General features: G+C 70.7%; 26 protein-coding genes and 1 pseudogene. 10 read left to right on the forward strand and 17 right to left on the reverse strand.

The annotated features are described in order from the left end of the window. Nucleotide 1: 1 nt before the first annotated feature. The 5 genes from ACFKCF_RS01645 to ACFKCF_RS01665 are packed head-to-tail and all read right to left on the reverse strand — an operon-like array spanning nt 2 to nt 4,866. Nucleotides 2–919 carry a carbohydrate ABC transporter permease gene (locus tag ACFKCF_RS01645; RefSeq protein WP_394489818.1) on the reverse strand — a complete coding sequence of 306 codons (918 nt, stop codon included), beginning with the start codon at nt 917–919 and terminating at the stop codon, nt 2–4. Next, the gene (locus tag ACFKCF_RS01650; protein WP_394489820.1) at nt 919–1,830 is read right to left on the reverse strand and encodes a carbohydrate ABC transporter permease; all 912 of its coding nucleotides are present in this window, start codon (nt 1,828–1,830) and stop codon (nt 919–921) included. Before ACFKCF_RS01650 ends, ACFKCF_RS01645 begins: the two co-directional genes overlap by 1 nt. Then, nucleotides 1,830–3,242, reverse strand: a complete 1,413-nt coding sequence (gene ngcE, locus ACFKCF_RS01655; RefSeq protein WP_394489822.1) for an N-acetylglucosamine/diacetylchitobiose ABC transporter substrate-binding protein — start codon at nt 3,240–3,242, stop codon at nt 1,830–1,832. The genes ACFKCF_RS01650 and ngcE overlap by 1 nt, the downstream gene beginning before the upstream one ends. A 19-nt stretch (nt 3,243–3,261) precedes the next feature. Beyond that, nucleotides 3,262–3,996 carry a sugar isomerase domain-containing protein gene (locus ACFKCF_RS01660; RefSeq protein WP_394489824.1) on the reverse strand — a complete coding sequence of 245 codons (735 nt, stop codon included), beginning with the start codon at nt 3,994–3,996 and terminating at the stop codon, nt 3,262–3,264. Further along, a complete protein-coding gene (locus ACFKCF_RS01665; protein WP_394489826.1) occupies nt 3,997–4,866 on the reverse strand; it encodes a MurR/RpiR family transcriptional regulator in 870 nt (289 codons plus the stop codon). A 79-nt stretch (nt 4,867–4,945) separates the two neighbouring features. On the opposite strand from ACFKCF_RS01665, the gene ACFKCF_RS01670 reads away from it, so the two are divergent. Next, nucleotides 4,946–5,896 carry an N-acetylglucosamine kinase gene (locus ACFKCF_RS01670; protein WP_394489828.1) on the forward strand — a complete coding sequence of 317 codons (951 nt, stop codon included), beginning with the start codon at nt 4,946–4,948 and terminating at the stop codon, nt 5,894–5,896. Here the strand turns inward: ACFKCF_RS01670 and ACFKCF_RS01675 are convergent. The 6 genes from ACFKCF_RS01675 to ACFKCF_RS01700 all read right to left on the reverse strand — a co-directional run bounded on the left by ACFKCF_RS01675 (nt 5,886) and on the right by ACFKCF_RS01700 (nt 11,879). Further along, a complete protein-coding gene (locus ACFKCF_RS01675) occupies nt 5,886–6,704 on the reverse strand; it encodes a carbohydrate ABC transporter permease (protein WP_394489830.1) in 819 nt (272 codons plus the stop codon). The genes ACFKCF_RS01670 and ACFKCF_RS01675 overlap by 11 nt on opposite strands. Then, nucleotides 6,701–7,579, reverse strand: coding sequence for a carbohydrate ABC transporter permease (locus ACFKCF_RS01680; protein WP_394489832.1), 879 nt, complete (start codon nt 7,577–7,579; stop codon nt 6,701–6,703). Before ACFKCF_RS01680 ends, ACFKCF_RS01675 begins: the two co-directional genes overlap by 4 nt. Further along, nucleotides 7,580–8,827, reverse strand: a complete 1,248-nt coding sequence (locus ACFKCF_RS01685) for an extracellular solute-binding protein (protein ID WP_394489834.1) — start codon at nt 8,825–8,827, stop codon at nt 7,580–7,582. Nucleotides 8,828–8,838: 11 nt separating this feature from the next. After that, nucleotides 8,839–10,188 carry a cellulose binding domain-containing protein gene (locus tag ACFKCF_RS01690; protein WP_394489836.1) on the reverse strand — a complete coding sequence of 450 codons (1,350 nt, stop codon included), beginning with the start codon at nt 10,186–10,188 and terminating at the stop codon, nt 8,839–8,841. 75 nt (nt 10,189–10,263) lie between these two features. Continuing rightward, complete coding sequence (locus ACFKCF_RS01695) at nt 10,264–11,013, reverse strand: sugar isomerase domain-containing protein (protein WP_394489838.1); 750 nt, start codon at nt 11,011–11,013, stop codon at nt 10,264–10,266. Then, nucleotides 11,010–11,879 carry a MurR/RpiR family transcriptional regulator gene (locus ACFKCF_RS01700; protein WP_394489840.1) on the reverse strand — a complete coding sequence of 290 codons (870 nt, stop codon included), beginning with the start codon at nt 11,877–11,879 and terminating at the stop codon, nt 11,010–11,012. The genes ACFKCF_RS01695 and ACFKCF_RS01700 overlap by 4 nt, the downstream gene beginning before the upstream one ends. A gap of 60 nt (nt 11,880–11,939) precedes the next feature. On the opposite strand from ACFKCF_RS01700, the gene ACFKCF_RS01705 reads away from it, so the two are divergent. After that, nucleotides 11,940–12,899: an N-acetylglucosamine kinase gene (locus ACFKCF_RS01705; RefSeq protein WP_394489842.1), complete on the forward strand. Its 960-nt coding sequence runs from the start codon at nt 11,940–11,942 to the stop codon at nt 12,897–12,899. 6 nt (nt 12,900–12,905) lie between these two features. Here ACFKCF_RS01705 and ACFKCF_RS01710 read toward each other — a convergent pair whose 3' ends face one another. From ACFKCF_RS01710 to ACFKCF_RS01720, 3 genes and pseudogenes are all read right to left on the reverse strand, one after another. After that, nucleotides 12,906–13,802, reverse strand: coding sequence for a hypothetical protein (locus ACFKCF_RS01710; RefSeq protein WP_394489844.1), 897 nt, complete (start codon nt 13,800–13,802; stop codon nt 12,906–12,908). Next, nucleotides 13,799–14,333, reverse strand: a pseudogene (locus ACFKCF_RS01715) (RNA polymerase sigma factor). The gene ACFKCF_RS01710 and the pseudogene ACFKCF_RS01715 overlap by 4 nt, the downstream one beginning before the upstream one ends. Nucleotides 14,334–14,421: 88 nt before the next feature. Continuing rightward, nucleotides 14,422–15,492, reverse strand: coding sequence for a thiolase C-terminal domain-containing protein (locus ACFKCF_RS01720; RefSeq protein WP_394489846.1), 1,071 nt, complete (start codon nt 15,490–15,492; stop codon nt 14,422–14,424). A gap of 204 nt (nt 15,493–15,696) precedes the next feature. Here ACFKCF_RS01720 and ACFKCF_RS01725 point away from each other — a divergent pair, with 204 nt between their 5' ends. Further along, a complete protein-coding gene (locus ACFKCF_RS01725; RefSeq protein WP_394489848.1) occupies nt 15,697–16,545 on the forward strand; it encodes a LysR family transcriptional regulator in 849 nt (282 codons plus the stop codon). Between the two features lie 15 nt (nt 16,546–16,560). Further along, nucleotides 16,561–17,181, forward strand: a complete 621-nt coding sequence (locus tag ACFKCF_RS01730) for a MerR family transcriptional regulator (protein ID WP_394489850.1) — start codon at nt 16,561–16,563, stop codon at nt 17,179–17,181. Here the strand turns inward: ACFKCF_RS01730 and ACFKCF_RS01735 are convergent. After that, nucleotides 17,178–18,065, reverse strand: a complete 888-nt coding sequence (locus ACFKCF_RS01735; RefSeq protein WP_394489852.1) for a hypothetical protein — start codon at nt 18,063–18,065, stop codon at nt 17,178–17,180. The genes ACFKCF_RS01730 and ACFKCF_RS01735 overlap by 4 nt on opposite strands. Before the next feature lie 76 nt (nt 18,066–18,141). Here ACFKCF_RS01735 and ACFKCF_RS01740 point away from each other — a divergent pair, with 76 nt between their 5' ends. Beyond that, entirely contained in the window at nt 18,142–18,555 is a 414-nt protein-coding gene (locus tag ACFKCF_RS01740) for a TIGR03668 family PPOX class F420-dependent oxidoreductase (RefSeq protein WP_394489853.1), read from the forward strand. Here ACFKCF_RS01740 and ACFKCF_RS01745 read toward each other — a convergent pair. Then, nucleotides 18,545–19,219: a ThuA domain-containing protein gene (locus ACFKCF_RS01745; RefSeq protein ID WP_394489855.1), complete on the reverse strand. Its 675-nt coding sequence runs from the start codon at nt 19,217–19,219 to the stop codon at nt 18,545–18,547. The genes ACFKCF_RS01740 and ACFKCF_RS01745 overlap by 11 nt on opposite strands. Nucleotides 19,220–19,308: 89 nt before the next feature. On the opposite strand from ACFKCF_RS01745, the gene ACFKCF_RS01750 reads away from it, so the two are divergent. Together ACFKCF_RS01750 and ACFKCF_RS01755 are read left to right on the forward strand one after the other, a co-directional pair. Beyond that, a complete protein-coding gene (locus tag ACFKCF_RS01750) occupies nt 19,309–20,163 on the forward strand; it encodes an RNA polymerase sigma-70 factor (RefSeq protein WP_394490029.1) in 855 nt (284 codons plus the stop codon). Nucleotides 20,164–20,213: 50 nt separating this feature from the next. Continuing rightward, complete coding sequence (locus tag ACFKCF_RS01755; protein WP_394489857.1) at nt 20,214–20,975, forward strand: SDR family oxidoreductase; 762 nt, start codon at nt 20,214–20,216, stop codon at nt 20,973–20,975. Nucleotides 20,976–20,981: 6 nt separating this feature from the next. On the opposite strand, the gene ACFKCF_RS01760 is transcribed toward ACFKCF_RS01755, so the two are convergent. Continuing rightward, entirely contained in the window at nt 20,982–21,554 is a 573-nt protein-coding gene (locus tag ACFKCF_RS01760) for a TetR/AcrR family transcriptional regulator (protein ID WP_394489859.1), read from the reverse strand. Nucleotides 21,555–21,632: 78 nt separating this feature from the next. On the opposite strand from ACFKCF_RS01760, the gene ACFKCF_RS01765 reads away from it, so the two are divergent. The 3 genes from ACFKCF_RS01765 to ACFKCF_RS01775 are packed head-to-tail and all read left to right on the forward strand — an operon-like array spanning nt 21,633 to nt 26,324. Continuing rightward, complete coding sequence (locus ACFKCF_RS01765) at nt 21,633–23,282, forward strand: FAD-dependent oxidoreductase (protein ID WP_394489861.1); 1,650 nt, start codon at nt 21,633–21,635, stop codon at nt 23,280–23,282. Next, nucleotides 23,279–24,709: an ATP-binding protein gene (locus tag ACFKCF_RS01770; RefSeq protein ID WP_394489863.1), complete on the forward strand. Its 1,431-nt coding sequence runs from the start codon at nt 23,279–23,281 to the stop codon at nt 24,707–24,709. The genes ACFKCF_RS01765 and ACFKCF_RS01770 overlap by 4 nt, the downstream gene beginning before the upstream one ends. Before the next feature lie 49 nt (nt 24,710–24,758). Next, nucleotides 24,759–26,324 carry an AbgT family transporter gene (locus ACFKCF_RS01775; RefSeq protein ID WP_394489865.1) on the forward strand — a complete coding sequence of 522 codons (1,566 nt, stop codon included), beginning with the start codon at nt 24,759–24,761 and terminating at the stop codon, nt 26,322–26,324. The last annotated feature ends 7 nt before the right edge of the window (nt 26,325–26,331 follow it).

Genomic DNA, 26,331 nt, shown 5'->3' on the forward strand with positions numbered 1-26,331 from the left:
GTTACTTGAGGGCTCCAGATGTCAGGCCGCTCTGGATCTGGCGTTGGAAGACCGTGTAGACCACCAGCATCGGCAGGATCGCCAGGGTCAGGGCGGCGAAGAGGGCGGACCAGTCCTGGTCGTATCCGGCGGCGGTGGAGATGTCGGCGATGCCCATGGTGAGGACCCACTTGTCACGCTCCTGCAGCAGCACCAGAGGCAGCTGGTACTGGTTCCACTGGCCCAGGATGTTGAAGATCGTGATGCTGATGATGCCCGGCCGGGCCATCGGCAGCATGATCTGGAAGAAGACGCGGGTGTGCGACGCGCCGTCCACCATCGCGGCCTCCCCCACCGCCGTGGGCAGCGTCCGGAAGAACGCCGAGAGGAAGAAGATGGTGAACGGCATCGAGTACGCGATGTACACCAGCACCAGGCCCGCGTGCGTGTTCAGGCCGATGAAGGGGCCGATCAGCGGCACGTTGCCCATGTTCTGGACGACGAAGAAGAGCGGGGTCAGCGCCAGGTAGACGGGAAAGGCCAGGCCCGAGACGAAGAGCAGGTAGATCGCCCGGTTGCCGCGAAAGGGATAACGCGCCAGCACGTACGCCGCCATCGACCCGATGAGCATCGTCCCGAACGTGCTGAACGACACGACGATGACGCTGTTGAGCATGTACTGCCCGATGTGCGCCTGCTCCCAGGCCCTGGCGAAGTTGTCCCAGTGCAGCGTGGCCGGCAGCGACCACGCGTCACCGAAGATCTCGTCCTCGCTCTTGACCGAGGCCAGGAACGTCCACAGGATCGGCACGATCACCAGCAGCGTCCAGACCAGCAGCGCGACATGCGTCAGCACGCCCATCGGGCCGAGCCGGCGCCTGCGCTCCTGGCGGGCGATCTTCCGCGAGTTCGCCGCCGTCCAGGAGACCATCGTTGTCATCAGTACTCGATTCGTTCGCGCCGCGAGAGGCGCAGCGAGAGGATCGCGAAGCCGACGGTGAACAGGAACATGATCACGCCCAGCGCCGAGGCGTAGCCGAAGCGGAAGTACTGGAACGCGTTGCGGTAGATCTCGGCGGCCATGACCGTGGTCGACCAGTCGGGTCCGCCGTGCTGGTCGGTCATGACCCAGACGATCGCGAACACGTCCAGCGCCAGGATCCCCAGATATACCCAGGCCACCTGCACGGTGTCCCAGAGCAGCGGCAGCGTGATGCGGAAGAACAGGCTCACCCGGCCGGCCCCGTCGATCTGCGCGGCCTCGAACATGTCCCTGGGGATGGAGGCCAGGCCGGCGGAGAAGAGCACCACGTAGAAGCCGACCGCCTGCCAGACCATGACGCCCAGCACCGACCAGAACGCCACGTCGGGGTCGGACAGGAAGCCGATCGGCTTGACCCCGAGCGCCATCAGCGGGCCGTTCAGCATGCCGCTGCCGTCCGGCCGGAACACCTGCTGGAACAGCACCGCCACCACCGCGACGGCCAGGACCTGCGGGAAGAAGAACACCACGCGGTAGAACTTCGACCCGCGGATCCCCGACGTGCCCTGCGCGCCGCCCACGTTGAGCAGGAAGGAGAAGAACAGGGCGATGACGATCGTGATCAGCGGCAGCAGCACGAGCAGCGCGCCGTTGTGCGTGACGGCCTTCCAGAACGTGCCATCGCTGAAGAGCCGCTTGAAGTTGTCCAGGCCGATGAAGGTCGGCGTGGCCGTCACGCCGCGCCAGTCGGTCATCGCGATGTAGAACGCCTGGATGTATGGCGAGATCACATAGACCAGATAGAGGATCACCGGGGCTGCCAGGAACGAGGTGATGAACAGCCCGCGGCGATACCTGTTGAAGATCATCAACGCTTGTACTTCTTGATCGAGGAGTCGTTCTTGATCTCGTCGGCCTTCTTCTGCAGGCGCTCGAGGTAGGCGTCCGGCTTGAGCCCGCCGGTCATCAGCTCGCCGGTGGCGGCGATGGCCTCGTCCTTGAGCTGGGCGTACCAGGTCTGCCAGCGGTAGTAGACGACGTTCGTGCCCGCGGCGGCGAACGCCTTGGTCGCGCTCTCGGCGCCCGGCGACAGCTTCCGCCCCTCGCCCGCACCCTTGACCACGGAGACCGTCTTGACCATCTCGCTGAAGTCGCCCGCCGCCTTCTTCGACAGCATGGCCCGCAGGTACTCCATGCCGCCCTGCGGGTTGGGGGACTTGGAGGGCACGATGAAGTTCTCGCTCGGCTGGCTGTGCAGGGTGCCGTACGGGAGCTTGTCCGAGCCGCCGAAGTCGGGGATCGGGAACATCCCGTACTCGAAGTCGGCCGGGGTGGTCGTCTTCTGCTCGTTCTCCAGCCAGGAGCCGGAGGGCAGCATGGCGACCTTGTACTTGTTCTGGGCCGTCTGGGTCTGCACGTGGTCGAGGCCGGCGGTGCCCTCCATGAGGTACTTGGCACCGATCTCGGCCCAGGCGGCGGCCGAGGTCTTCATGGCGTCGCTCTTCCAGGCGCCGTCCTCGAGGTTGTCGATGTTGACGAGCACCTCGGCGCCGCCGATCTTGGCGGCCATGGTGAGCAGCGGCTCGTACAGGTACTGCGGGAACTTGCCGGCGTAGGTGAAGGGCGCCATCTTGCCGGACTTCTTGATGGTCTCGCAGAGCTTGAGGAACTCGTCCCAGGTCTTCGGCGCCTCCCAGCCGTTCTCGCGGAAGGCCTTCTGCGAGTACCAGATGCCGAAGATGTAGTTCACGTAGCCGAGCACGCTGAAGGTGCCGTCGTACGTGCCGAGGTCGATGACGGCCTGGTCGATGGTGTCGCGGACCTTGGTGTTCGGGTCGTCCCAGCTGGGCGCGTCGAGCAGCGGGGTGAGGTCCTGGAGCTGGCCGTCCTGGGCGAGCGCGCCGAAGTCCATGGCGTTGGCGCCGGAGTTGTCGATCACGTCCGGCGGGTTGCCGCCGGCGAAGCGCGGCTGGAGGACCTTGGTGATCTCCTTGGTCGCGTTGTGCTTGATCTCGACGTTCGGGTGCTTGGTCTTGAAGAGCGGCTGGTGGATGTTCTTGGCGTAGTCCTGGCCGAAGCCGCCGTCGAAGATCCACACCTCCAGCGGCTTGTTGTCCGCCATGCCGAACGGATTGGCCGCGCTGGTCGCGACCGGCGCCGCCGAGGACGACGCGGTGGGCTTGGCGGCGGGCGTGGCGCAGGCGGCCAGCGCCCCCGCCACGGGTACGAGTGCGGCGCCGCGAAGGAGTTCACGCCTGCTGATATGGGGGGTGTTGGGCATATGACTGCTCCTGACTTGTCTATGATCCGCGTCGGATACGGCCTGCGTAGCGGCTCTCCAGGGCCTTGTTGTGCTCGTCGCCGCCGGTCACGTTGACCGACATGTAGATCGGGGGCGTCTCGCCCATGGCCACGAGCTCGTCCACCGCCTGGGTGACCACCATCTGCGCGAGCAGCGCCGAGGTGACCGTGGACACGGCTCCGTACGTGCCGCCGCCGGGCAGCTCGAGGATGGCGTCGCCGTACGGCGCCCCGTTGTCCAGCACGACGTCGGCCAGGTCGAGCAGCTTGCGGCCCGACGGGTGGCGCGAGGCCATCCGGGTGCTGTGCTCGACCGAGGTGAGGGCGATCAGCGGGTGCCCGCGCTCCTTGACGAGCGTGGCCAGCTCGACGACCGTGCCGTTCACGCCGGAGCTGGAGATCAGCACGAACACGTCCTGCGGCGCCACCGGCGCCAGGTCGTAGATCTCGTGCGCGATGGCCGGGTCGCGCTCCAGCTCGGAGGTCAGCACGCCGGGCGGGTGACCTCCGTACAGGACGAGGTCCCTGGGCGAGAGGCGATTGCTGGGGACGAGGCCGCCGGCCCGTCCGGCGATCTCCATGGCGATGGCCTCGGAGTGCCCCGAGCCGAACGCGTTGACCACGCCGCCCGCCCGGATCGAGGCCACGAGCAGCGCGGCCGCCTCCCGCACCGGCTCGGCCTGGCTCTGCGTGACCTGGCGGGCCAGATCGAGGACCTGGGTTGCGTACGTCATTCAGCCTCTCTCCACCCGGTGGCTCTCCACGGCGCTGATCGTGCGCTCGAACGCCTCGTTGGTGCGCTCGTAGGTGCGCTGGGCCACCGCCACGTACACGGCGTCCAGCACGAACAGCTGCGAGTGGACGGCGGCCAGCCCGCCGAGCCTGAACGTGGTCTCCCTGCTGGCCGTGGTCAGCACCAGATCGGCCAGCTCGGCCAGCGGCGAGCGGGCGAAGGAGGTGACCGCGACCGTCAGCGCGCCGTGGCTGCCGGCCTCGGCCAGCGCCTCCATGACCTCGCGGGTGCGGCCCCGGTGGCTGATGCCGATGGCCACGTCACCGCCCTTGAGCAGGGCCGCCTCCGACAGGGCCACGTGCGCGTCACCGGCGCTCCAGCCGGGGACGCCGATGCGGCGCAGCCGGCCCTCGAACATGGCGGCGACGTTGCCGCTGGTGGAGACGCCGACCAGGAGCACGCGCGGCGCGGCCACGATCGCGTCGGCCACCTTGGCGACGACGTCGAGGTCGAGCTGCGCGGCGGTGTCCTGGATGAGCCTGGTGTCGGCGGCGGCCATCACCTCGATAGCCGAGTCGAGCGGGTCGTCGGGGCCGATCTCGTGGCCGACGCCCGCCCCCCAGCCCGCCTGCGCCGCCCGTCCGGTCTCGGTGGCCAGCGCGACGCGCAGCTCGGCGTACCCCGAGAAGCCGAACGCCCGGCAGAATCTCGTCACCGTCGCCGGCGAGCTGCCGGCCCGCTCGGCGAGCGCGATGATGGTCGAGCGCGCGGCCTCGGCAGGATCGCCGAGGATCACCTCGCCGACCCTGCGCAACGCCTCCGGCAAACCGGGTAGTTCTGTTTCGACGCGCCCAAGCGCTCCTGAAGTCACGAATATTCCTTCCGAATACCCGGTCTTCTGGCGAAAATTATTCTTGCTTCCGGTCCGCGTCAACCCCCAGACTCGGACCGTGACTGAATCGCTAGTGGTCGGTGTCGACGCCGGGGCCACGTCCACGCGGGTCGCCGTCCACGCGCTCGACGGCACCAGGGTCGGCTACGCGCGGGCCGGCGCGGGCAATCCCACTGCTCACGGGCTGGGCAAGGCGGTGGCCAACGTGGCCGCCGCGCTCGGTGAGGCGCTGGGGGCGCACGACGGACGGCGGGTCGCCGCCTCGCTGACGGGCGTGGCGGGGCACGTGGCGGAGATGGTGCCCGAGCTGGCGAAGGTCTGGGCCGATCACGGCATCGCGGAGGGGCCGCGCTACATGGGCGACACGCCCATCGCCTACGCCGCGGGCTCGCCGGAGCCCGACGGCTCGCTGCTGCTGTCGGGCACGGGGGCGGTGGCGGCCAGGATCGCGGGCTTCCGGCTCGACGTCATCGCCGACGGGCTGGGCTGGCTGCTGGGTGACGAGGGGTCGGGCTTCTGGATCGGCCGCCAGGCCGTCAAGGCGGTGGTCGGCGCCCTCGACCGCGGCGCGCCGCCGACCGGGGCGCTGGCCGAGCTCGTGGTGGCCGACTTCCTCGGCGACGAGCGGCCCACCGCGCCGCGTGCCGTCGCCGATCGCATCGTACGGCTGGCGCAGGCCGACCACATGCGCCTGGCCGCGCTGTCCTCCCTGGTCAGCCGGGCGGCCGCGGCAGGCGACGAGACAGCGCTGAAGATCGCGCAGGATGCCGCCGACCGGCTGGTCGCCACCCTCGGACGGATACACGTGTCCGGTCCGGTGGTGCTCGCCGGGAGCGTGCTGACCAGCGAGGGTCCGGTACGGCAGGCCGTGGTGGAGCGGCTGGCGGACGAGAGCGTCTCGACGGCGGGTGACGCGGCGGGCGCGGCGGCCTGGCTGGCGGCCCGCGACCTGCTCCCGGAGGCGGACGCCAAGGCCCTGCACGCCGCGTTCACCGCGGTCAGCCCTTGACGGCCCCCGCCGTCATCCCGGTGCCCACCCGGCGCTGCAGGAACAGGAAGAGCAGCAGCGCGGGCAGCGCGAACAGGCTGGCGGCGGCCATCGTGGCGCCCCAGTCCGTGCCGAAGACGTCGCGGAACGACGACAGCCACACCGGCAGCGTGCGCCTGTCCTGATCCTTGATGATCAGCACGTTCACGAAGGCGAACTCGTTCCACGCCGTGATGAACCCGAACAGCGACGTCGCCATCAGCCCCGGCGCCAGCAGCGGGAAGACCACCCGCCGGAAGGCGACCAGCCGGCTGCACCCGTCCACCTGCGCCGCCTCCTCCAGCTCCGGCGGGATCGCGGCCAGGAACCCGCGCAGCGTCACGATCGTGAACGGCAACGTGATCATGAAGTAGACGCCGCTCAGCATGGCCAGCGAGTCCAGCAGCTCGGCGTCCCGGGCGATGATGAACACCGGCACCAGCAGCGCCTCCCACGGCGCCATCTGCGCCGCGAACACCGCGACCACGAACGCCCCTCTCCCCCGCCAGCGCATCCTGGCCACCGCGAACGCCGCCAGCAGCGCCGTCACCAGCGCGACCAGCACCGCGGCCACGGTGACGACGAGGCTGTTGCGCCAGTAGGTCCAGAACCCGGGCGCGTTCACCGCCGTCACGAAGTGCTCCAACGTCGGGTGCGCCGGCCAGAACGTCGGCGTGGCCGCCTGGATCTCCCTGGTCGGCTTGAAGGCGGTCAGGAACATCCAGTAGACCGGGAAGATCGTCATCAGGAGCACGCCGACCGCGGCGGCGTTGAGCGTCAGCCTCTTCACTGGCGGACCATCCTTCGCAGGTTGCTGACCAGGGCGACGGCGAGGATGACGACGGTGAGCATGGCGACCGCCGAACCGAGGTCGTACCGGTGCAGCACCCGGGCGATCTTGAACGCGTACACCGGGAGGGTGGTCGTCGCGCCGTCCGGGCCGCCCTGGCTGAGCACCCAGATCTGGGGGAAGCACTTGGCCACCCAGATCACCTCCAGCGAGGCGACCAGGGCGAACAGCTGCCGCAGCATCGGCAGGGTGACCTTCCAGAAGATCTGCCGGCCTGTGCCGCCGTCGATCCGGGCGGACTCGTACAGCTCCACCGGGATGGTGGTCAGCCCGGCGTAGAGGGTGAGCGCGGCGAACGGCACCGACTGCCACACGACGAGGACCACGAGCACGGCGAACGTGGCCCTGCCGTCGGCGAACCACGTATAGCCCCGGAAGGAGTCGAACCCGAGCCCGGCCAGCAGCCAGTTCACCACGCCGAGCTCCGACTGGAACAGCCACTGGAACACCGTCGTGGCCGCGATGATCGGGGTGGCCCAGGCCAGGGCGAGGGCGCTCATCAGGGCCAGGCGCAGGCCGCGGCGCAGGCGGGCGAGCATCAGCGCCACACCCGTGGACAGGACCACGATCAGCACCACGTTGATCGCGGTCCACTCCAGCGTGCGCCACAGCACCTGCCAGAACTCCGCGCCGGCCAGCAGCTCGGCGTAGTTGTCCAGACCGGCGAAGGCCGCGCCGCCCCTGATCAGCTCCCCCATGCGGAAGTGCTGGAAGGAGATCACCGCGGCCTTGAGCATCGGGTAGAGCAGGAGGAAGGCCCCGCCCGCCACCGTGGGGGCGATGAGCAGGTAGGGCCACAGGCTCCTGGTGCGCATTCAGGACCCGCTGTTCAGGGTCGTGGTGATGGTCTCCGAGACCTTCTTCGCCTCCGTCGCGGGGTCGGCGCCGGTGAGCACGGCGGTCATGTACTGCTTGATCACGGAGGTGGCCTCGACGGCGGCCCAGTTGGGGGTGTTCGGGGTGGCACGGCCGCCCACGGCGCCCTTCGCCATGGCTGCGGTGCCCTCGTCACCGGACAGCACGCCGGCCAGCGAGGTACGGTTCGGCACGAAGCTCATCGCCTTGGCCAGCTCGGTCTGGAACTGCTCCCCGGCCAGGGCCTTGACCAGCTCGTACGCCGCGTCCTGGCGCTTGGAAGCGGCCGGGATGATCAGGTCGGAGCCGCCCGTGAAGACGGCGCCGGGTTTGCCGGCCGTCTTGCCCGGGATGGGGAAGAAGCCCATCTTGCCCTTCAGCTTGTCGTCCACCTCCAGGACGCGGGCGGCGATGCCGGGGACGGCGATGATCTGGGCCACCTTGCCCTGGGCGAACACCTCGTGCTGGGGCGGGTTGGCCTCGTCGGCGTCCTTGGGACCCTTGCCGAGGGCCTGGAGACGCTGGTAGAAGTCCATGCCGGCCAGGGCCTGCGGGGTGTCGAGGGCGCCCTTCCACTTGCCGCCCTCCTGGACGGCCAGGTCGCCGCCCTCGTCCCAGATGAAGCCGGCCAGGGCGTACCAGGTCTGCCCGGTCAGATAGATGCCCTGATTTCCGTTTTTATTCAGCTTTGCGGTTATGTTTAGCCATTCGTCGCGCGTTGTCGGCGGCTCCGTGATGCCGACCTTGGCGAACAGGTCCTTGTTGTAGACGACCACGCGGTTGGCGGCGTACCAGGGGATCCCGTACTGCTTGCCGTCGATGTTGCCCGGCTGGGCCAGGCCCGGCAGCCAGTCCCCGCCCTTGAGCTCGGCGACCTTGGCGGTCAGGTCCGTGACGCCGCCGCTGGCGGAGTACTGGGCGACCTGGGTGTTGCCCACCTCGATCACGTCAGGGGCGTCGGTACTGGCCAGGGCCGCGGTGACGCGCTCGCCGATGCCGTCCCACGCCTGGATCTGGATGTCGAGGTCAACGCCCTTGTGCGCCGCCTCGTACTCGGTCTCGAACTTCTTCAGCAGGTCCTGCGTGACGCTGCCGTCCATGATCCAGACGGTCAGCCTGGCGGGGCCCGCGGACGCCTTGGGCTCCTCGGCGGCGCCGCACGCGGCCACCGCGAACATGGCGGCCAGGGCCAGGATGCGCTTCTTCATGGCGATCCTTGTCACGGGTTGGGGACGGTGTCCGTGAAGGAGGTGCCGGCGGCGCGCAGGGAGGCGACGCGGGCTGTGACGTCGGCGGGCGGGACGACCTCGTTCTTGCTGTAGTAGAGCCAGTCCACCTGCTGCCGGTACGTACGCGTCCCCGTGGCGCCCTGGAGATCGATGAACCACTGGTTGAACATGATCCACATGGGCGTCTCGGGATAGTAGATGTCACCGTGGTCGGCGAACAGGCGCCCGTCCACGTAGTACCTGATCCGCCCGCCGGAGACCTGGATCACGAGGTCATGCCAGCCGGCGAAGCTCGCGCGCTCCTCGGTGTGGGTGTTGACGGCCTGCCAGGGGTCGGCCTGGTAGGTCTCCCAGCTGGTGGTGTAGAGGATGTCGGACGGCTCGCCCCAGCCGCCGTTCGGCAGGTACTCGAAGTCGAGCTCGCCGTAGTCGGGGTCCAGGTTGTAGCGCAGCGGGGTGATGGTGAAGAACGTCTGCACCACGTGCTCGCCGTCGGGGCCGCTGGTGGGGGCGTCGCTGAAGCGGACGCGGGCGGCGTAGGTGCCCTCGAAGAACTTGCGGTTCGCGGTGGACAGCTCGGTCTGCACGGTGCCGGCGGCGGTGCCGTTCGTGGCGGAGTCGAGCGTCAGCAGGCCGCCGGGGAACGAGACCGCCGAGGGCGACCAGGTGGCGCCGGGCACGCCGGGGCCGCCGGAGCTGGCGCGCACCGTCCAGCCGCGCTGGGCGAGGCGCGGATCACTCGACCCCGAGTACGTGAAGTCGTCGAACAGCACGCCCGCCGAGCCCGTCGGAGGGACCGTGGGAGTGGGAGTGGGCTCGGTGCCGTTCGGCCGCCCCCACGCGAGCTGGCCGTTGACGTGGACGGTGACCTTGTCCCAGTTCGTGTAGGCGGTGTTGGAGCCGTAGGAGTAGTCGTCGCTCTGCGTGAACGGCTGCCAGTCCGCGCGGTAGAAGCGCAGCTGCAGGTCGCCGGTGTTCGCGCCGGGGGCCAGGCTGCCGGAGCTGAAGCCGACCTCCAGGTACTGGTCGGCGCCCGACTGGCGGACGAACTGCCCGGTCACCGTCGAGCAGCCCACCACGGCCCAGGAGCAGGCGAAGCGGTAGGTCTCCGCGCCGGTCAGGTAGTAGCGGATCTTGACCTGGTTGAGCGGGATCGTGGTGGTGCCGTCGTTGAAGAGCTGGAACCAGGGCTCGGCCTGGGCGGTGTTCGCGCCGGGAGCGCTGGTGCGGTACTGGAGTCGTACGGACTGCTGGGCGCTGGCCGGGGCGACCAGGGCCACGACGACGAGGACGAGAGGGAGGGCTAAGGAGAGGACAACTTTTCCGATATTTCGGTACATGGGGGGTTCTCCTTGCGGGGTGCGAGCCCGAATTTCGGGCATGCCGAACAGGGCTCGTGGCAGCTTGCGGAGGACTCAGGCGCCGCGCCGGATGCGACCGGCGTACAGCGCCTCCAGCTTGAGGTTGTGGGCGTCGCCCTCGGGGACGTTGGCCGACAGGTAGACCGGCGGCACCTCGCCCGCTTCGAGCAGGTCGCCTACGGTCCGGGCCACGACGAGCTGGGCCAGCAGCGCCGAGGTGATGGTGGAGACGGCTCCGACGGAGGCGCCTCCGTCGGGCAGGGGGAGTACGGCGTCGCCGTAGGGCGCGCGGTTGTCCAGGACGACGTCGGCCAGGTCGAGGAGCTTGCGGCCCGAGGGGTGGCGGGACGCGACGGCTTCGCCGTGAGCGCGCGAGGTGATCGCGACCAGGTCATGACCGCGCTGCTTGACGAGCGTGGCCAGCTCGACGACCACGCCGTTGACGCCCGAGTTGGAGATGATCACGAACAGGTCGCCGGGGCGGACGGGCGCCAGGTCGAGGACGGCGCGGGCGACGGACGGGTCGCGTTCGAGGTCGTAGCGGTCCAGCTCGGAGCGGGGGGCGTCGCCGTACAGGACGATGTCCCTGAGCGCGAGCTTGCTGGTGGGCACGAGGCCGCCCGCGCGGCCGGCGATCTCCATCGCGACGGCCTCCGAGTGGCCGGAGCCGAACGCCTGGATGACGCCGCCCCCCGCCAGCGCCTTGGTGAAGAGGCCGGCGGCTCGGGCGATCTCCGGGTCGTCCGGGATCGTCCGGACGAGGTCGGCGATGTGCTGAGCGAATTTTGCTGGATCTACTGTCATAAATCCCCTTCTGGGAGGCGATGTCCGGCCACCGCGCGGACGGTCACGTCGAATGCCTGCCTGGTGCGCTCGTACGTGCGTTGGGCCACCGACACGTACACGACGTCGAGCACCAGCAGCTGCGAGTGGATCGCGGCGAACCCCTCCGACCTGAAGCTCGTCGCCCGGCTGGCCGTGGTCAGCACCAGCTCGGCCACCTCGGCCAGCGGGGAGCGCGGCTGCGAGGTGACGGCCACGGTGATCGCGCCGTGGCTGCTCGCCTCCGCGAGCACCTCGATGACCTCGCGGGTCCGGCCGCTGTGCGAGATCCCGATCGCCACGTCGCCCTGTCCGAGCAGCGCCGCGTCCGTCAGCGCGCTGTGGGCGTCGGACCTGCTCCAGGTCGGTACGCGCATGCGCTGCAGCCGGTATTCCATCTCGCTGGCCACGGCCGCGCTGCTCGACACCCCGAACAGCAGCACCCGCCCGGCCCTGGCCACCGCCTGGGCGGCCTTGTCCACCACGGCCAGGTCGAGCTGGTCGGCGGTCTCCTGGATCAGGCGGATGTCGTTGCCGGACACGACGCCGAGCACCTTGTCGAGGGTGTCGTCGGGGAGGATCTCCTGGCCGATGTCGGTGTGCCAGGTCTGCTGGGCCTTGCGGCCGGTCTCGGTGGCGACGGCCACGCGCAGCTCGGCGTACCCGGTGAAGCCGAGGGCGCGGCAGAAGCGCGTGATGGTCGCCGTGGACGTCCCGCTCCGCTCGGCCAGGTCGACGATGGTCAGCCGGGCGGCCTCGGCGGGCGCGGCCAGGATGACCTCGGCCACCTTGCGCAGCGCCTCGGGCAGGTCGGGCTGCTCGGCCTGGATGCGGTTGAGTAGTTCCACGCGATGAAAATTATGCCCAGGGCTTGGCGTCGTCAAGGCGTTCGGGCAATAATTTTTGACATGCTGGTACTCGGGGTCGACGCGGGCGGCACCTCGTCGCGGGCCGCGCTGTTCACGGTGGACGGGGCGCCGGTCGGGCGCGGGCACGCGCCCGGCGCCAACCCGGTGACGCTCGGCATGGAGCGGGCCCGCGCGCACCTGACCGCCGCCGTCCAGGAGGCGGCATCGGCTTCGTTACGGCACGTCAGCGCGGTGGTCGTCGGGCTGGCGGGCAATCCCGGGGCGTGCCGGGCGCTGGCCGAGCGCGTCCTTCACCCGCTCCTCCCCCAGGGCCCGCCGGTACGGGTCGTCGGGGACACCGTGACCGCGTTCGCGGCCGGCACCGCCGCACCGTCGGGAACCGTACTGATCTCGGGGACGGGGGCGATCGCGGCAAAAATTACCGGCCACGAGCAGACGGCGACCGCCGACGGGTACGGATGGCTGCTCGGGGACGAGGGGTCGGCCTTCTGGCTCGGCCACGCCGCCGCCCGCGCCGCCATCCGCGCCCTCGCAGAGGGGCACGCCGCGCCGCCCTCCTCCCCGGCTGTCCCGGTCCGGGCCCCCCGCGGGCTGCTGGCGGAGCTCGTCGTCCGGAAGTTGCTGCCCGAAGGGATGGGCGGGGATCCGGTCGCGCGGCTGGCGGCGGCGGTGCACGCCCGGCCGCCGCTGGCGCTCGCCGAGCTGGCGCCCCTCGTCGGCCAGGCCGCCGAGGCGGGCGACCCGGCAGCGCGGGCCCTCGTCGCCGAGGCCGCGGCCCGGCTGGCGAGCACCGCGGCCCAGATGCACGAGCCCGGCCTGCCCATCGTGCTCGCGGGCGGTGTGCTCACGTCGGAGGGCCCCGTCCAGCGAGCGGTCCACGACCTCCTGGCGGACGCCGTCACGGCGGGCGACCCGGCGGGGGCAGCGGCCTGGCTGGCGGCCCGCGACCTGCTCCCGGAGGCCGAGGCGCGAGCCCGGCACGCCGCCTTCACCGGCTGACCCCGGCTACTCGTCCAGGATCTTCGTGTCGCCGTAGACGGGGTTCTTCGGCAGTCGTTCCTTGGTCACCATCAGGCGCACGACGCCGGCCTGCTCCGACTGGACCTCCCAGACCATCCAGTCGTCGCCGACCTTGGCCGACTGCTGCTTCGGGTCCACCGCGTAGCCGTCGTTGTCCGGCGCGGGGACGATGGTCTGGAAGACCGCCTTGAGGCCGCGCCGGCGAACCTCGGCCATGACCTCGCCCACGGTCTTCCCGTCGGCGCGGTAGCCCTCCAGCATCTCGCCCTTCCTCATGGCCGAGCGCCAGTTCTGGTACCTCTCCCCCGGCCGCGCCGCCCGTCCCAGCTGGACCGAGGCCCAGCCGGGCCAGCCACGGGCCACCTCGACGGTCATCGCGCAGCCCGCACTGCCGAACGTGCAGCCCTCGGGCGTCGTGCTGTTGGTGATGGACTCGCCGTTGTCCGCCGGCCGGCCGCTCAGCCGCATGCCCGTGATCTGACCCACCTGGGTGGGAGAGACCGGCACGACCTCCAGGTTCACGTCCAGACCCACGGCCTTGAAGCCCTCGGTGTATTTGGCGTAGTCGGCGAACGGGTCCTTGATGGTGGCCACGTACGTGTCGCCGCGCAGCTCGATGTCGATGGCGGAGTTGGCGTAGGAGGTGGCGGGGCCGCGCGCGCCGAGGACGGCGGGGGCGATCACGGCGGCCGCGGCGAGCCCGGTGACGGCCACGGCGCCCACGGCCAGGCGGGCACGCCACCGAGAGGTCCGGCGGCGGACAGGCTCGGCGGCAGGCTCCTCGGCGGTGATCGAGACGAGGAGCGCCCGCGCCCCCGCGCCGGACGCCTGGCCCGCCAGCTCCTCGTCATGGACCCTGGCGAGATGCTGCAACTCGTTCATGCGGACTCCATGACCAGGTAGTTGACGGTGACGCCGGCGGTGGCCAGCGCTTTGGAGAAGCGCTTGCGGGCCCGGTGGAGGCGGATGCGCACGGCGTTGCGCGAGCAGCCGAGCACGATGGCGATCTGGGCCCGGTCCAGGCCCTCCCAGGCCACCAGCGAGATCAGCTCCCCGGTCGTCCTCGGACAGTTGCTCGAACGCCCGCGCGATCGCGCCCAGCTCGACGCTGGTCTCCTGCGAGTGGGCGTACAGGTCGGCGAGGTCGGTGTCCAGCTCCACGCTGCGGTGCCGGTGCCTGGCCTGGCCGCGGCGGTGGTTGGCCAGCACGTTCCTGGCCACCCCGTACAGCCACAGCCTGGACTCTTCGCCCGGCGGCAGCGCGTCCATGCGGCGCCAGGCGATCGCGAACGTCTCGGCGACCACGTCCGCCGCGTCATCCGGCGAGTCGCAGCGACGCATGGCGTAGCCGAGTATGTGCTCGTACGTCTGCTGGTAAACGGCCTCGAATCGGGTCTTCCGATCGTCATCCACAGGCGGTTCCCATGGTCGGCCTCCTCGGGTCTCGGGGTCGGATCACCCCGTACATGTCGGAGGCGTCATCGGCATTTCAGCCGATTTTTCACCGTACGATCAGGGCGGCGCTCCCGTAGCTGCCCCCGAACCCCGTCACGAGGGCCACCTCACGCCCCTCCCGCAGCTCCCTGACGGCCTGGGCCACGTTGTTCAGGCCGTGCACGTAGCCCTCCGAGAGCAGCCCGCCGTGCGGGTTCACCCAGGCGTGGCGGCGCTCCAGCAGGTACGCCCCCAGGTCCCCGCGCTCGACCAGCCCGAAGTCCTCCAGCTGCCGGGGCACGAGCCACGAGTAGGCGTCGTACGGCAGCGCCACGTCCACGTCCGGCGGCCGCATGCCGGACGCCTCCCAGAGCATGGGCGCCACGTACGCCGAGAAGATCGCGGTGACGTCCGGCGCGCGGTCCATCGACGAGCAGCCGGGGCCTCCCCCGCGCACGACCGCCCGGATACGCGGCCCGTCGAGCACGCCGCTGACCACGAGGGCGCAGGCCCCGTCGGTCTCCTGGCAGCAGTCGACCGTGCGGAGGGGGGTGCTCACGTACGGCCGGGCGAGGTAGTCGGCGAGTTCCAGGGGTTCGCGGCGCAGGGCCCGGGGGTTGGCCTTGGCGTTCTCCCTGGACTGGGCGACGACCGCGTGCAGGTGCTCCTCCGTGAGGCCCGTGTCGTGCAGGTAGCGGGTCGCGGCCAGGGCGAACAGCGGGATCGGGCCCGCCAGCCCGTACGTGAAACGCTCCTGGGGGCCGGTGGAGACGGCGTTCATGCGCTTGCCGGAGCGGCCGTTGAGCGCCCGATACACCACGATATTTCGCGCTAAACCGGCGTGTATGAGCATCGCCGCGTCGCCCAGGATCGACGCCGCCTGCGTGCCTCCCCCGGCGATGTCGTTGTGCCACCCGAGCCGCTCGATCCCCAGGGCCCGCGCGACCTGGACGACGGGTGCGGAGTCGTTCAGATGGTAGCTGAGCACCGCGTCCACGTCACGCGGCCCGATGCCCGCGTCCGCGCACGCCGCCCGGCAGGCCTCGACCGCCAGCTCCAGCTCGCTCCGCCCGGGCTCCCTGGTCAGCGCCGTCATCCCGACCCCGGCCACCGCCGCCAACCCACCGAACGGCTGCATCCGCCGCCTCCCGCGTCCACGACCCGCTCTGTAGAGGCACGCTAGCCCGCGCCAGGAGGTTCAGACAATCGCTTGCTTGGCAACCACATCCAATCCGGAAATGTCGCCACCAGTGACTAACTGAATATCTTCACGGGAGGCAGGTCCTCTTGTAATACGGAGGAGTGATCAACCGATAAGCCCATCATCACGCTGAGGTGAGGGATGGATCTACGCTACGTCCGGTACGCGATGGCGATCGCCCGCGCGGGCAGTCTCCGCCGCGCCGCCGCCGCGCTGCACATCGCACAGCCCACGCTGTCGGAGCAGCTCAGAGCCCTGGAGAAGGAGATCGGCGTCGAGCTGTTCAGCCGTTCGTCCAGCGGCGTGCAGCTGACCGAGGCGGGCGAGGCCTTCCTGGCCCAGGCCACCGTGGCGGTCGACGCCTTCGACCGCGCCGTCGCCGCCGCCAGGAGCAGGGCCACGACCGCGCGCCTGGGCGTGGCCGACGGGCTGGCGGACGTGGTCGCCCGGTTGCTCTCCCAGCTCCAGACCTCCAACCTGCGCGTGGCCCCCATGGGGACGGCCGAGCAGATCGTCTCCATCGCGGACGGCACCCTGCAGGCCGGGCTCGGCTACGCGCCGGGCTCGCTGCCCAGGGGCGTGGCCCGCATGCTGATCCACCGTTTCCCGGTGCGCGCGCTGCTCCACCGCGATCACCCCCTGGCGGCGTACGAGGCGCTGTCGCTGGCGGACCTGGCGGGCGAGCCGCTGGTGATGCCGGAGTCCGACGCGGTGGCCGGGGCCCGCCGCTTCCTGGAGGGCTTCGTACGGCACCGCCTCCACCCCCGCCTCGGCCCGGCCGCCGCCACGCACGATCTGGTCATCAACCTGGTGGAGGAGGGCGCGGGCTACGCGCTGTGCGTCCACGAGGGCACCTCGATCCCCGACACGCTCGCATTCGTCCCCATAAAAGAGGACGTGCCGCCGCTGGAAGTGGTCTTCCTCTGGAACCGCCAGACGGACGTCCACGAGCTCCTCAGCGCGGCCCGGCACCTCGCCCGATCTGGATAGCGCTATTATCTAGCGATGCGCATCTCCGAACTCAGCGCCAAGTCCGGTGTGGCCATCCCGACGATCAAGTACTACCTTCGCGAGAGCCTGCTGCACCAGGGCGAGCAGACAGCCGCGACCAGAGCCGAGTACGACGAGTCCCACCTGCGCAGACTCCGCCTGATCCGAGCCCTGCTCGAAGTGGGCCGGCTCCCCGTCGCCTCGATCAAGAAGATCATCGAGGCCGTCGAGGACGAGTCGCTCCCCATGCACCTGATGCTCGGCACCGCCCACTACGCCCTGAGCGCCGCGGTCGAGCCCGAGCCCGGCGAGGAGTGGCAGCTCGCCCGCGACCAGGTGGACCGCCTCATCGCCGACCGGGGCTGGGACATCTCGCCGACCGCCCCCTCCCGTGACGAGCTGGCCCAGACGATCGTCCGGATGCGTCAGCTCGGCCTGCACGTCGACCTCGAGCCGTACGTCGAGATCGCGCAGAAGCTCGTCTCCGAGGTCGAGATGAACACCATCCCCTTCGACGGCCCGCGCGACGCCGCCGTGGAGGCCCTGGTGCTCGGCACCGTCCTGTACGGCAAGGCGTTCGAGGCGCTGCGCCGCATGGCCCAGGAGTCGGAGTCGGCCCGCCGCCTCTCCCCTTAGACCAGGCCGTTCTCGCGCAGCAGCGCGAGGTTGTTCACGGTGACGGCCCCGCGCCAGTCGAGCGCCCCGGCCGGGGAGATGCGCGCGTAGTCCACGTCCCATCCGCCGTCGTCCTTCTGCTCCCCTGCCAGCCGTACGAGGTCCGCCGCGATCACGTCGGGCTCGAACAGGTCGCGGGCCGGCCGGCCCGGGTGGGGCGCGAAGTCGAGCGGGCGCAGCGCCTCGTTCTCGGTGCCGCCCTCGACCGGCACCCGCCCGTCCGCGGGAATGTGCGCGGCGAGCCGCTTGAGCAGGTCGGCCGCCCTGGGCTGGGTGTCGTACACGGCGTCGAGGAAGCGCACCGCGAACGCCAGCACGTACGCGTGCGGCGCCTGGTCGAGCTCCTGGATCGCGTCGAGGCAGTGACGCGTGGCCCGCTCCAGCCACGGATGCGCGGCCACGGCCGGGTCGTGGGCCGCGACGCGGTGGGCGGCGGCCGCGGAGACCGAGGTGATCTGCAGGGACGAGGTGTCCGGGTCACCACCCGCCCACCAGGGCGCGGTGGCCTCGCCGACGGTGAGCGGCAGCGAGAACGGCAGCCCGCCGTCCGGCAGCGTGACCGAGTCCAGCCAGTCGCACAGCGCCACCGCCCGCGGCGAGGTCGCGGGGGCGACGTTCTCGAACACCTCGAAGGCGTGCAGCGCCGCCCCCGGCTGGCTCTCGGGCGAGCGCAGGTCCGGCTCCAGGCCCCAGCCGTAGCCGCCGTCGGGGTTGCGGTAGGCCTCCAGCGCGCCCAGCGCGGAAGCCGCGTCCCCCTCGCCCATGAGCAGGTCGTAGCGGCGGCGATCCAGAACACGGGCGTGCCCGGCGAGGAAGCCGGCGATCGCGGAAAGGTTCACGTTCATGAGCTCATCGTGCCCACGTTCGCGACATGCGGTCTTGTAGGTTCCGGACCGGTTCGCCGGCGGTGAGAATGGGCGCATGGACGGCGAGCGGGCCCGCGCGAGGTTCCGGGGCGAGCGGGTGGCGCGGCTGGCCACGGCGAGCGCCGACGGGACGCCCCACCTGGTGCCCGTCACCTTCGCCGTCGTCGCGGACCGGGTGGTGACCGCGATCGATGACAAGCCGAAGACCACCACCGACCTGAGACGGCTGCGCAACCTCCGGGAGAACCCGCGGGTCAGCCTGCTGGCCGACCACTACGAGGACGACTGGGCCCGGCTGTGGTGGGCCCGCGCCGACGGCCTGGCCGCGGTCGTGGCGGAGGGGCCGGAGCGCGAGTCGGCGCTCGACGCGCTGGCCGCCAAGTACGGCCAGTATCGCGAGCACCGGCCCGCCGGCCCCGTGATCATCGTGGACGTGACCCGCTGGAGCGGCTGGTCGTTCACTCCGTGACGGTGACGGGCCGCTTCAGCAGCCACAGCGCGGCCCGCTGGAGCATCGTGCGGTGCACCTCGTTGTCGTACGACCTGGTGTCGTGGCCCAGCGCGTCGTAGAACACCCGGCCGCGCCGCACCGGCCGCGCCCAGACCAGCGGCTGGCCGTTCGAGGATGCCAGCGGCTGGACGTCCGGCAGGATGTCGAGGTCGCTGTAGACCTCGTCCACCACGTCGAAGTCCCGCAGGCCCTCGACCACCGGGTGATCGCCGTGCACCCGCACGCCCGTCCACCCCAGCGGCGGGTGGTGGGACTTGGGCCAGGTCCAGCAGCCGCCCAGGACGCGCGGCCAGCCCTGCCAGTCGTCGAAGCAGATCGACGCCGAGTGCATGCACAGCAGCCCGCCGCCCCGGTCGAGGTGGTCGAGGAGCGTGGTGCGGGCCTGCGCCGGTAAGGCGAAGCGCCACTCGTCACGCAGGTCGGCGAAGCGGTCCTGGCCCATCTGCCAGCGCAGCGCGTTGACGGTGATGAGCTGGACCTCCGACGGCTCGCTCAGCGCGCCCGCGATGTCCTCGGTGATCTCCGACTCGACGCCCACCTCGGCTAGCACTCCCGCGAGCGCGGCCGACGTGGCGGCGAAGTCGTGGAACAGGCCTCCTGACAGGATCAGATTTCTCGCCACCCGCCAAGCTCATCATGCTTACCGCGCCTTTTCCACCCATGGACCGTCAGTCGCCCCCGCTTCGGCCCCCTCCTCGGTGACCGGGCATGATGCCAACCGTGGACTTCGAGGAGCACCGCCCCGTGCTGCTCGGGCTGGCCTACCGCCTGCTCGGCAGCATGTGGGACGCCGAGGACGTCGTGCAGGAGGCCTGGCTGCGCTGGCAGGGCACCGACCGGAGCGAGATCAATGAGCCGCGCGCCTTCCTGGTGACCGTGGTCTCGCGGCTGGCGCTCGACCAGCTGCGCTCGGCGCGGGTCAAGCGCGAGGCGTACACGGGGCCGTGGCTGCCCGAGCCGGTGATGACGTCGGAGGCGGGGCCGCTGGACACGGCCGAGCTGCGGGACACCGTCTCGTACGCGACCCTGCACCTGATGGAGCGGCTGTCGCCGCCGGAGCGGGCGGTGTTCGTGCTGCGGGAGGCGTTCGAGCTCCCGTACGACGGGATCGCGGAGATCGTCGGCACCTCCGTGGCCAACGCCAGGCAACTGCACCGCCGGGCCTCCGTCCGGCTCGCCGAGGGGCGCGACCGGTTCCGCCCGTCGGCCGAGGACCACACCAAGCTGCTGACGACGTTCATGGACGCGGCGGCGGGCGGCGACCTCGCGGCGCTCACCGAGCTGCTGCACGAGGACGTCGTGTCCTACAACGACGGCGGCGGCAAGGTCAGGGCGGCGCTGCGGCCGATCCTCGGGCGCCACAAGGTGGTGGCCTTCCTCAACGGCCTGCTCAGCCGGTACGACTTCACCGACACCCGGCTGATCGAGCTCAACGGCCAGCCCGCCCTCTGGACGAGGGTCGCGGGCAACCGCCAGGCCGTGCTGATCGACGTCCACGACGGCCTCATCACCAGCATCTACGGCGTGCTCAACCCCGACAAGCTCACCCGGGTCACCCCCGGCTGAGCGCGGCGCCGCCACTCGTGCCGTGGCCCGCACGATCTATAGTCGCCCCTATGGATCTCGGCATCTCGGGCAAGGTCGCCCTCGTCACCGGAGGCAGCGCGGGCATCGGGCTCGCCGCCGCCAAGAGCCTCGCGCGGGAGGGCTGCGACGTCTGCGTCGCCGCCCGCAACCCGGAGCGGCTCGCGGAGGCGGTCGTACAGCTGCAGGAGTACGGCAAGGTCGTGCACGCCGTGCTGGCCGACGTGGAGGACCCGGCCGCGGCCCGGCGGGTGGTCGAGGAGACGCGTGACGTGCTCGGCCCGATCGACATCCTGGTGGCCAGCTCCGGCGGGCCGCCGTCCGGCCGCTTCGACGAGACGAGCCTGGCCGACTGGGACGTCGCCGTCCAGCGCAACCTGCTCGGCACCGTACGCCTGATGTACGCGGTCCTGCCCGAGATGCGCTCGCGCGGCTGGGGCCGCATCGTCACGATCACCAGCAGGTCGGCCCGCGAGGCGCTGGACGGCCTGGCGCTGTCCAACGCCACCCGCTCGGCCGTGGCCGGCGTCGTGCGCACGCTGGCCCGCGAGGTCGCCCGCGACGGCGTGCTGGTCAACAACGTGATGCCGGGCCCCATCGACACCGACCGGCTGCGGTCGCTGGCGGGCGACGAGGAGGGGCTGGCCCGGCGGGGCGAGGCGGTGCCGATCGGGCGCGTCGGCAGCCCGGAGGAGGTCGGTGACGTGGTGGCGTTCCTGGCCAGCGAGCGGGCCTCGTTCGTGAACGGGATCTCGATGCTGGTGGACGGCGGCGAGAGCCGCGTCATCGCGTAACGGGCGTCACTTGCGCACCAGCGTGCGCGCGATCGCGGCGGCCCAGGTCTCGTCCGCCTCCGGGAGCTCGACGTAGTACGACAGGTTCGCCCGGTGGAAGCAGGCGCCCATCAGCATCGACGCGGCGGCGTCGGCGTCGATCCCCTCGTCGAGCCGGCCGCCGCGCTGCTCGGCCCGCAGGATCTCGGCCAGCGCCCGGATCGGCAGGTGCGGGCCCATGTCGTTCGCGGCCAGCATGCCCCTGAAGCCCGCCATGAGCGACGGGTCGGCCAGCAGGCCGGAGGCGATGGCCGACGCCCTGGTGTAGAACTCCAGCGCCTTCAGCGCGAACTCGGCGAGATTGCCGGCCAGGTCGCCCTGCCCGGTGCTCTCCCGCAGCCGCTCCAGCGCGGGGCCGAGCGCGGGCAGCCGCTCCAGCAGGACGGCGAGGAACAGCGCCTCTTTGCCGGCGAAGTGCTTGTAGAGCAGCGCCTCGGAGCAGCCGGCCTGCTGGGCGATACGCTTGGTGGTGGCACCCGCGATGCCGAACTCCCGAATCGCCTGCTCGGCGGCGTCGATGATGCGGTCGCGTGTACGCATCCGACCATGATATGAGCGAGTGCTCACTGACTCCCCCGCACATGACATGCTTCCTGTAGGGACGAGTGGGGAGAAGACATGGACAAGCCGGTCATCGTTACTGTCGATGACGATCCGGGCGTCTCGCGGGCGGTGGCCCGGGACTTGAGACGCCGCTACGGTCAGGAATACCGGATTGTCCGCGCCGAGGCGGCCCGGGACGGCATCGAGGCCGTCCGGGAGATGCGGCTGCGGGGCGACGAGGTGGCGGCGATCCTGGCCGACTATCGCATGCCGCAGATGAACGGTGTGGAGTTCCTCGAAGCCGCCATGGACTTGTATCCGTACGCGCGCAGGGTGTTGCTGACCGCCTACGCCGACACCGACGCCGCGATCCAGGCGATCAACGTGGTGGACCTGGACCATTACCTGCTCAAGCCGTGGGACCCGCCGGAGGAGAAGTTCTACCCGGTGATCGACGGCCAGCTCGACGCCTGGATGCGCACGGACCGGATCGAGCGGTCCGAGCTGCGCGTGGTGGGCGACCGGTGGTCGGCGCAGTCGTACAAGGTGCGTGACTTCCTGGCCCGCAACCACGTGCCGTACCGGTGGATGCTGTCGGAGGACCCCGAGGGCGCGCAGCTGGTGAAGGCGGCCGGCGAGGGCTGCCACCTGCCGCTCGTGGTGACCGCCGAGGGCACCACCCTGGAGTCGCCCGACCAGGCCACGCTGGCGGCGGCGGTGGGCCTGTCGACCACGCCGGCCACCGACTTCTACGACCTGATCGTGGTGGGCGGCGGGCCCGCCGGGCTCGGCGCGGCCGTCTACGGCGCCTCCGAGGGGTTGAAGACCGTGCTGGTCGAGGCCTACTCCTCGGGCGGCCAGGCGGGGCAGAGCTCCAGGATCGAGAACTACCTGGGCTTCCCCGACGGCGTCTCCGGGCAGCAGCTCGCGGACCGCGCGCGCAGGCAGGCGCTGAAGTTCGGGGCGGAGCTGCTGACCGCGCGCAAGGTGATCTCGCTGGAGCCGCGCGGGCAGGCTCGGGTGATCGGGTTCAAGGACGGCGGGGAGATCGCCGCGCATGCGGTGATACTCGCGACCGGCGTCACCTACCGCCGGCTGGACGCGCCGGGGCTCGACGAGTTCACCGGCCGGGGCGTCTTCTACGGCGCCGCCCTGACCGAGGCGCCGTCCTGCCAGGACACCGACGTCTTCATCGTCGGCGCGGCCAACTCGGCCGGGCAGGCGGCCGTCTACCTGTCGGGATTCGCGAGCAAGGTCAATTTGTTGGTAAGGGGTGACGGTTTGGAGAAGTCCATGTCGCACTACCTCATCGAGCAGATCGCCGCCATCCCCAACATCGAGGTGCACCTCCAGACGGAGGTCGTCGGTGGCGAAGGCGACGACCACCTGGAGCGGCTGACGCTCTCGACCAAGGGCGAGCAGCGCACGGTCGACGCGCAGTGGCTGTTCGTGTTCATCGGGGCCGAGCCGTACACGTCGTGGCTGGGCGAGACGGTCGAGCGTGACGAGAAGGGGTTCGTGCTGACCGGGCCCGACCTGGTGCAGGGCGGGAAGCGGCCGCGTAACTGGCCGCTGCGGCGCGAGCCGTACTTCCTGGAGACGAACGTGCCCGGGGTGCTGGCCGCGGGTGACGTACGCGCCGACTCGATCAAGAGAGTGGCCTCCGCCGTCGGCGAGGGCGCGATGGCCGTCGCGCTCGTGCATCGCTACCTGGAGAAGCAATGACCAACATCGACATCGATGAACTGCGCAAACTCTTCCTCTTCGAGCGGCTCAACGACGAACAGCTCACCAAGCTGGCCAACAGCGGGGCGGTGCGCACGTTCGGCCAGGACGAGGTGATCCTCCAGCAGGGCGACCCGGCCGAGTGCTTCGCGGTGCTGCTCGAGGGCGAGATCCAGATGATCAGCGAGACGGTCAGCGCCGGGACCGTGGCGATGCCCCGTACGTCGCAGCCCGGCGTCTACGGCGGCGCCACCAGCGCCTACCTCGGTGACCGGGCGCCGCAGACGTACCAGCACACGCTGCGGACGACCGCGCCGACGCGGATGTTCATGCTGCCGGCCAAGAAGTTCGCCTACATCGTGGCCGAGTGGTTCCCGATGGCGATGCACCTGCTCGACGGCATGCTGTCGGGCGGGCGGATGCAGCGGGAGATCATTGACCGGCGCCAGCGGCTCACCGCGCTCGGCACGATCACGGCCGGGCTCACGCACGAGCTGAACAACCCGGCCGCCGCGGCGGTGCGCGCCGCGAGCGAGCTCCGCTCGCTGATCAAGACCTCGCGGCTCCAGCTCGCCCAGCTCGCCGAGGAGGGCATCCCGCCGGAGAAGCTGCGCACGCTGATCGAGTGGCAGGAGTCCTGCACCGCCGCCCTGGGCAAGCTCCCTCAGCGCAGCCCGCTGGAGATGTCCGACGCCGAGGACGAGCTGGGCGACGCGCTGGACGAGCTGGGCGTCGAGGACGCGTGGGACCTGGCTCCCGCGCTGGTCACCGCCGGGTTCACCCCTGAGGCACTGGAGAAGATCCGCGGCAAGGTGGGCGAGGACCGCGCTCCCGCCGCCGTGCAGTGGCTGGCCAAGGCGATCGAGATCTCCCAGATGCTCAACGAGGTGACCGAGGCCACCGAGCGCATCACGTCGCTGATCGGCTCGGCCAAGCAGTACTCGCAGATGGACCGGGCGCCGTTCCAGCAGGCCGACGTGCACGACCTGCTCGACAGCACGGTCGCGATCTTCCGCGGCAAGATCCCCCCGGGCATCACTGTGGTCACCGACTACGACCGCACGCTGCCCCCCATCCCCTGCTACGCGGGCGAGCTCAACCAGGTCTGGACGAACCTCATCCACAACGCGCTCGACGCGATGGGCGAGGAGGGCACGCTCACCATCCGCACGGCGCACGACGAGGACGAGGCCATCGTCGAGATCGGCGACACCGGGCCCGGCGTGCCCGAGGCGATCAAGGACCGGATCTTCGAGCCCTTCTTCACGACGAAGAGCGTGGGTCAGGGCACCGGTCTCGGCCTGGACATCTCGTACCGGATCGTGGCCGGGCGGCACGGCGGGGAGATCAAGGTGCGCTCGGTTCCGGGCGAGACCTGGTTCGAGGTACGGCTGCCGCTCCGGGAGCCCGTCGCCGCCGTCTCTTGACCTGACTCTTGTCAGGATGCTTCCTTACCGCGTGTAATGGTTGACCGAAATGCGGGAAGGAGGCGTGCTCGTGAGCGCGTCCGAGACGGTGTCAGGTTCGCGGTCCCTGAACGCGCTCCTGCGGGTGCTGGGCGGGATCGAGCGGCTGGGCAACAGGCTGCCCCATCCGTTCTGGCTGTTCGTCATCCTGGCCGCGTTACTGGCGCTGGTCAGCTGGGGTCTGGCGGCGGCGGGGGTGTCGGCGGTCAACCCCGCGACGGGCAAGACCGTCGTGGCCAAGAACCTGCTGTCCGCCGACGGCGTCCGGATGATGGTCGGCGACGCGGTCACGAACTACACCTCGTTCCCGCCGCTCGGCACGATCCTGGTCGTCATGCTCGGCGTCGCGGTCGCCGAGCGGTCGGGGCTGCTGGCCGCCGTCCTGCGCTCCGGGGTGTCGCGGGTGTCGCCGAAGTGGGTGACGTTCGCGCTGGCGTTCACGGGCATGGTGGCGCACGTGGCCTCCGACGCCGCGTACGTCGTGCTCATCCCGCTCGGCGCGCTGGCCTTCCGCGCGGTGGGACGCAGCCCGATCCTGGGGATCGTGGTGGCGTTCGTGTCGATCTCGGCGGGCTACGACGCCAGCCCGCTGATCACGCCGACCGACGCCATCCTGTCGGGGCTCACCACGGCCGCCGCGCACACCGTCGATCCCGCCTACACGGTCACGCCGCTGGCCAACTACTTCTTCTCGCTGGCCTCCTCCCTCGTGCTGGCCGCCACGATCACCCTGGTCACCGAGCGCGTGCTGGCGCGCCGGGTCGAGTCGATGCCCATCGACCCCGACACCTCCGAGGACGATCTGGGCACGCTGGAGCTCAGCGCCCCCGAGCGGAAGGGCCTGCGGGCGGCGGCGATCGCGCTCGTGGTGTACGTGGCCGCCGTGGTGGCGGCCGTCCTGCCCGCCGGGTCGCCGCTGCGCGGCAAGGACGGCGGCATCGTGCAGTCACCGCTGCTCACCTCCATCGCGATCTTCCTCGCGCTGGCGTTCCTGGCCGTCGGGTGGGCGTACGGGAGGGCCGCCGGGACGATCAGCGGCAGCCGGGACATCCCCGGCTTCATGGCCCACGGGTTCCGCGAGATGGCGCCGATCCTGGTGCTGTTCTTCGCGATCTCGCAGTTCCTGGCGTACTTCAAGTGGACCGGCATCGGCGAGATCATCGCGATCGACGGCGCCGGCCTGCTGAGGTCGGCCGGGGTGAGCGGGCCCGTGGTGTTCCTGGGCATCCTGGTCGTGGTCACCCTGATCAACCTGCTGGTGACCAGCGGGTCCGCGCAGTGGGCGCTCGTCGGCCCCATCTTCGTGCCGATGCTGATGCTGCTGAGCATCCCGCCCGAATACACCCAGGCCCTCTACCGCATCGCCGACTCGTGCACCAACGCGATCACGCCGATGAGCCCGTACTTCGTGATGGCGCTCGGCTTCCTGCAGCGCTACCGGCGCTCGGCCGGGATCGGCACGCTGGCCTCGATGACCATCCCGCTCTCGTTCACCCTGCTCGTCGTCTGGACGCTGCTGTTCTTCGCGTTCTGGTGGCTCGGCATCCCGCTCGGGCCCGGAGCGCCCACTCCCTAGAAAGGAC

Origin of the sequence: Nonomuraea sp. JJY05 (assembly GCF_043496855.1) — a bacterium.
Taxonomy (GTDB): Bacteria; Actinomycetota; Actinomycetes; order Streptosporangiales; family Streptosporangiaceae; genus Nonomuraea.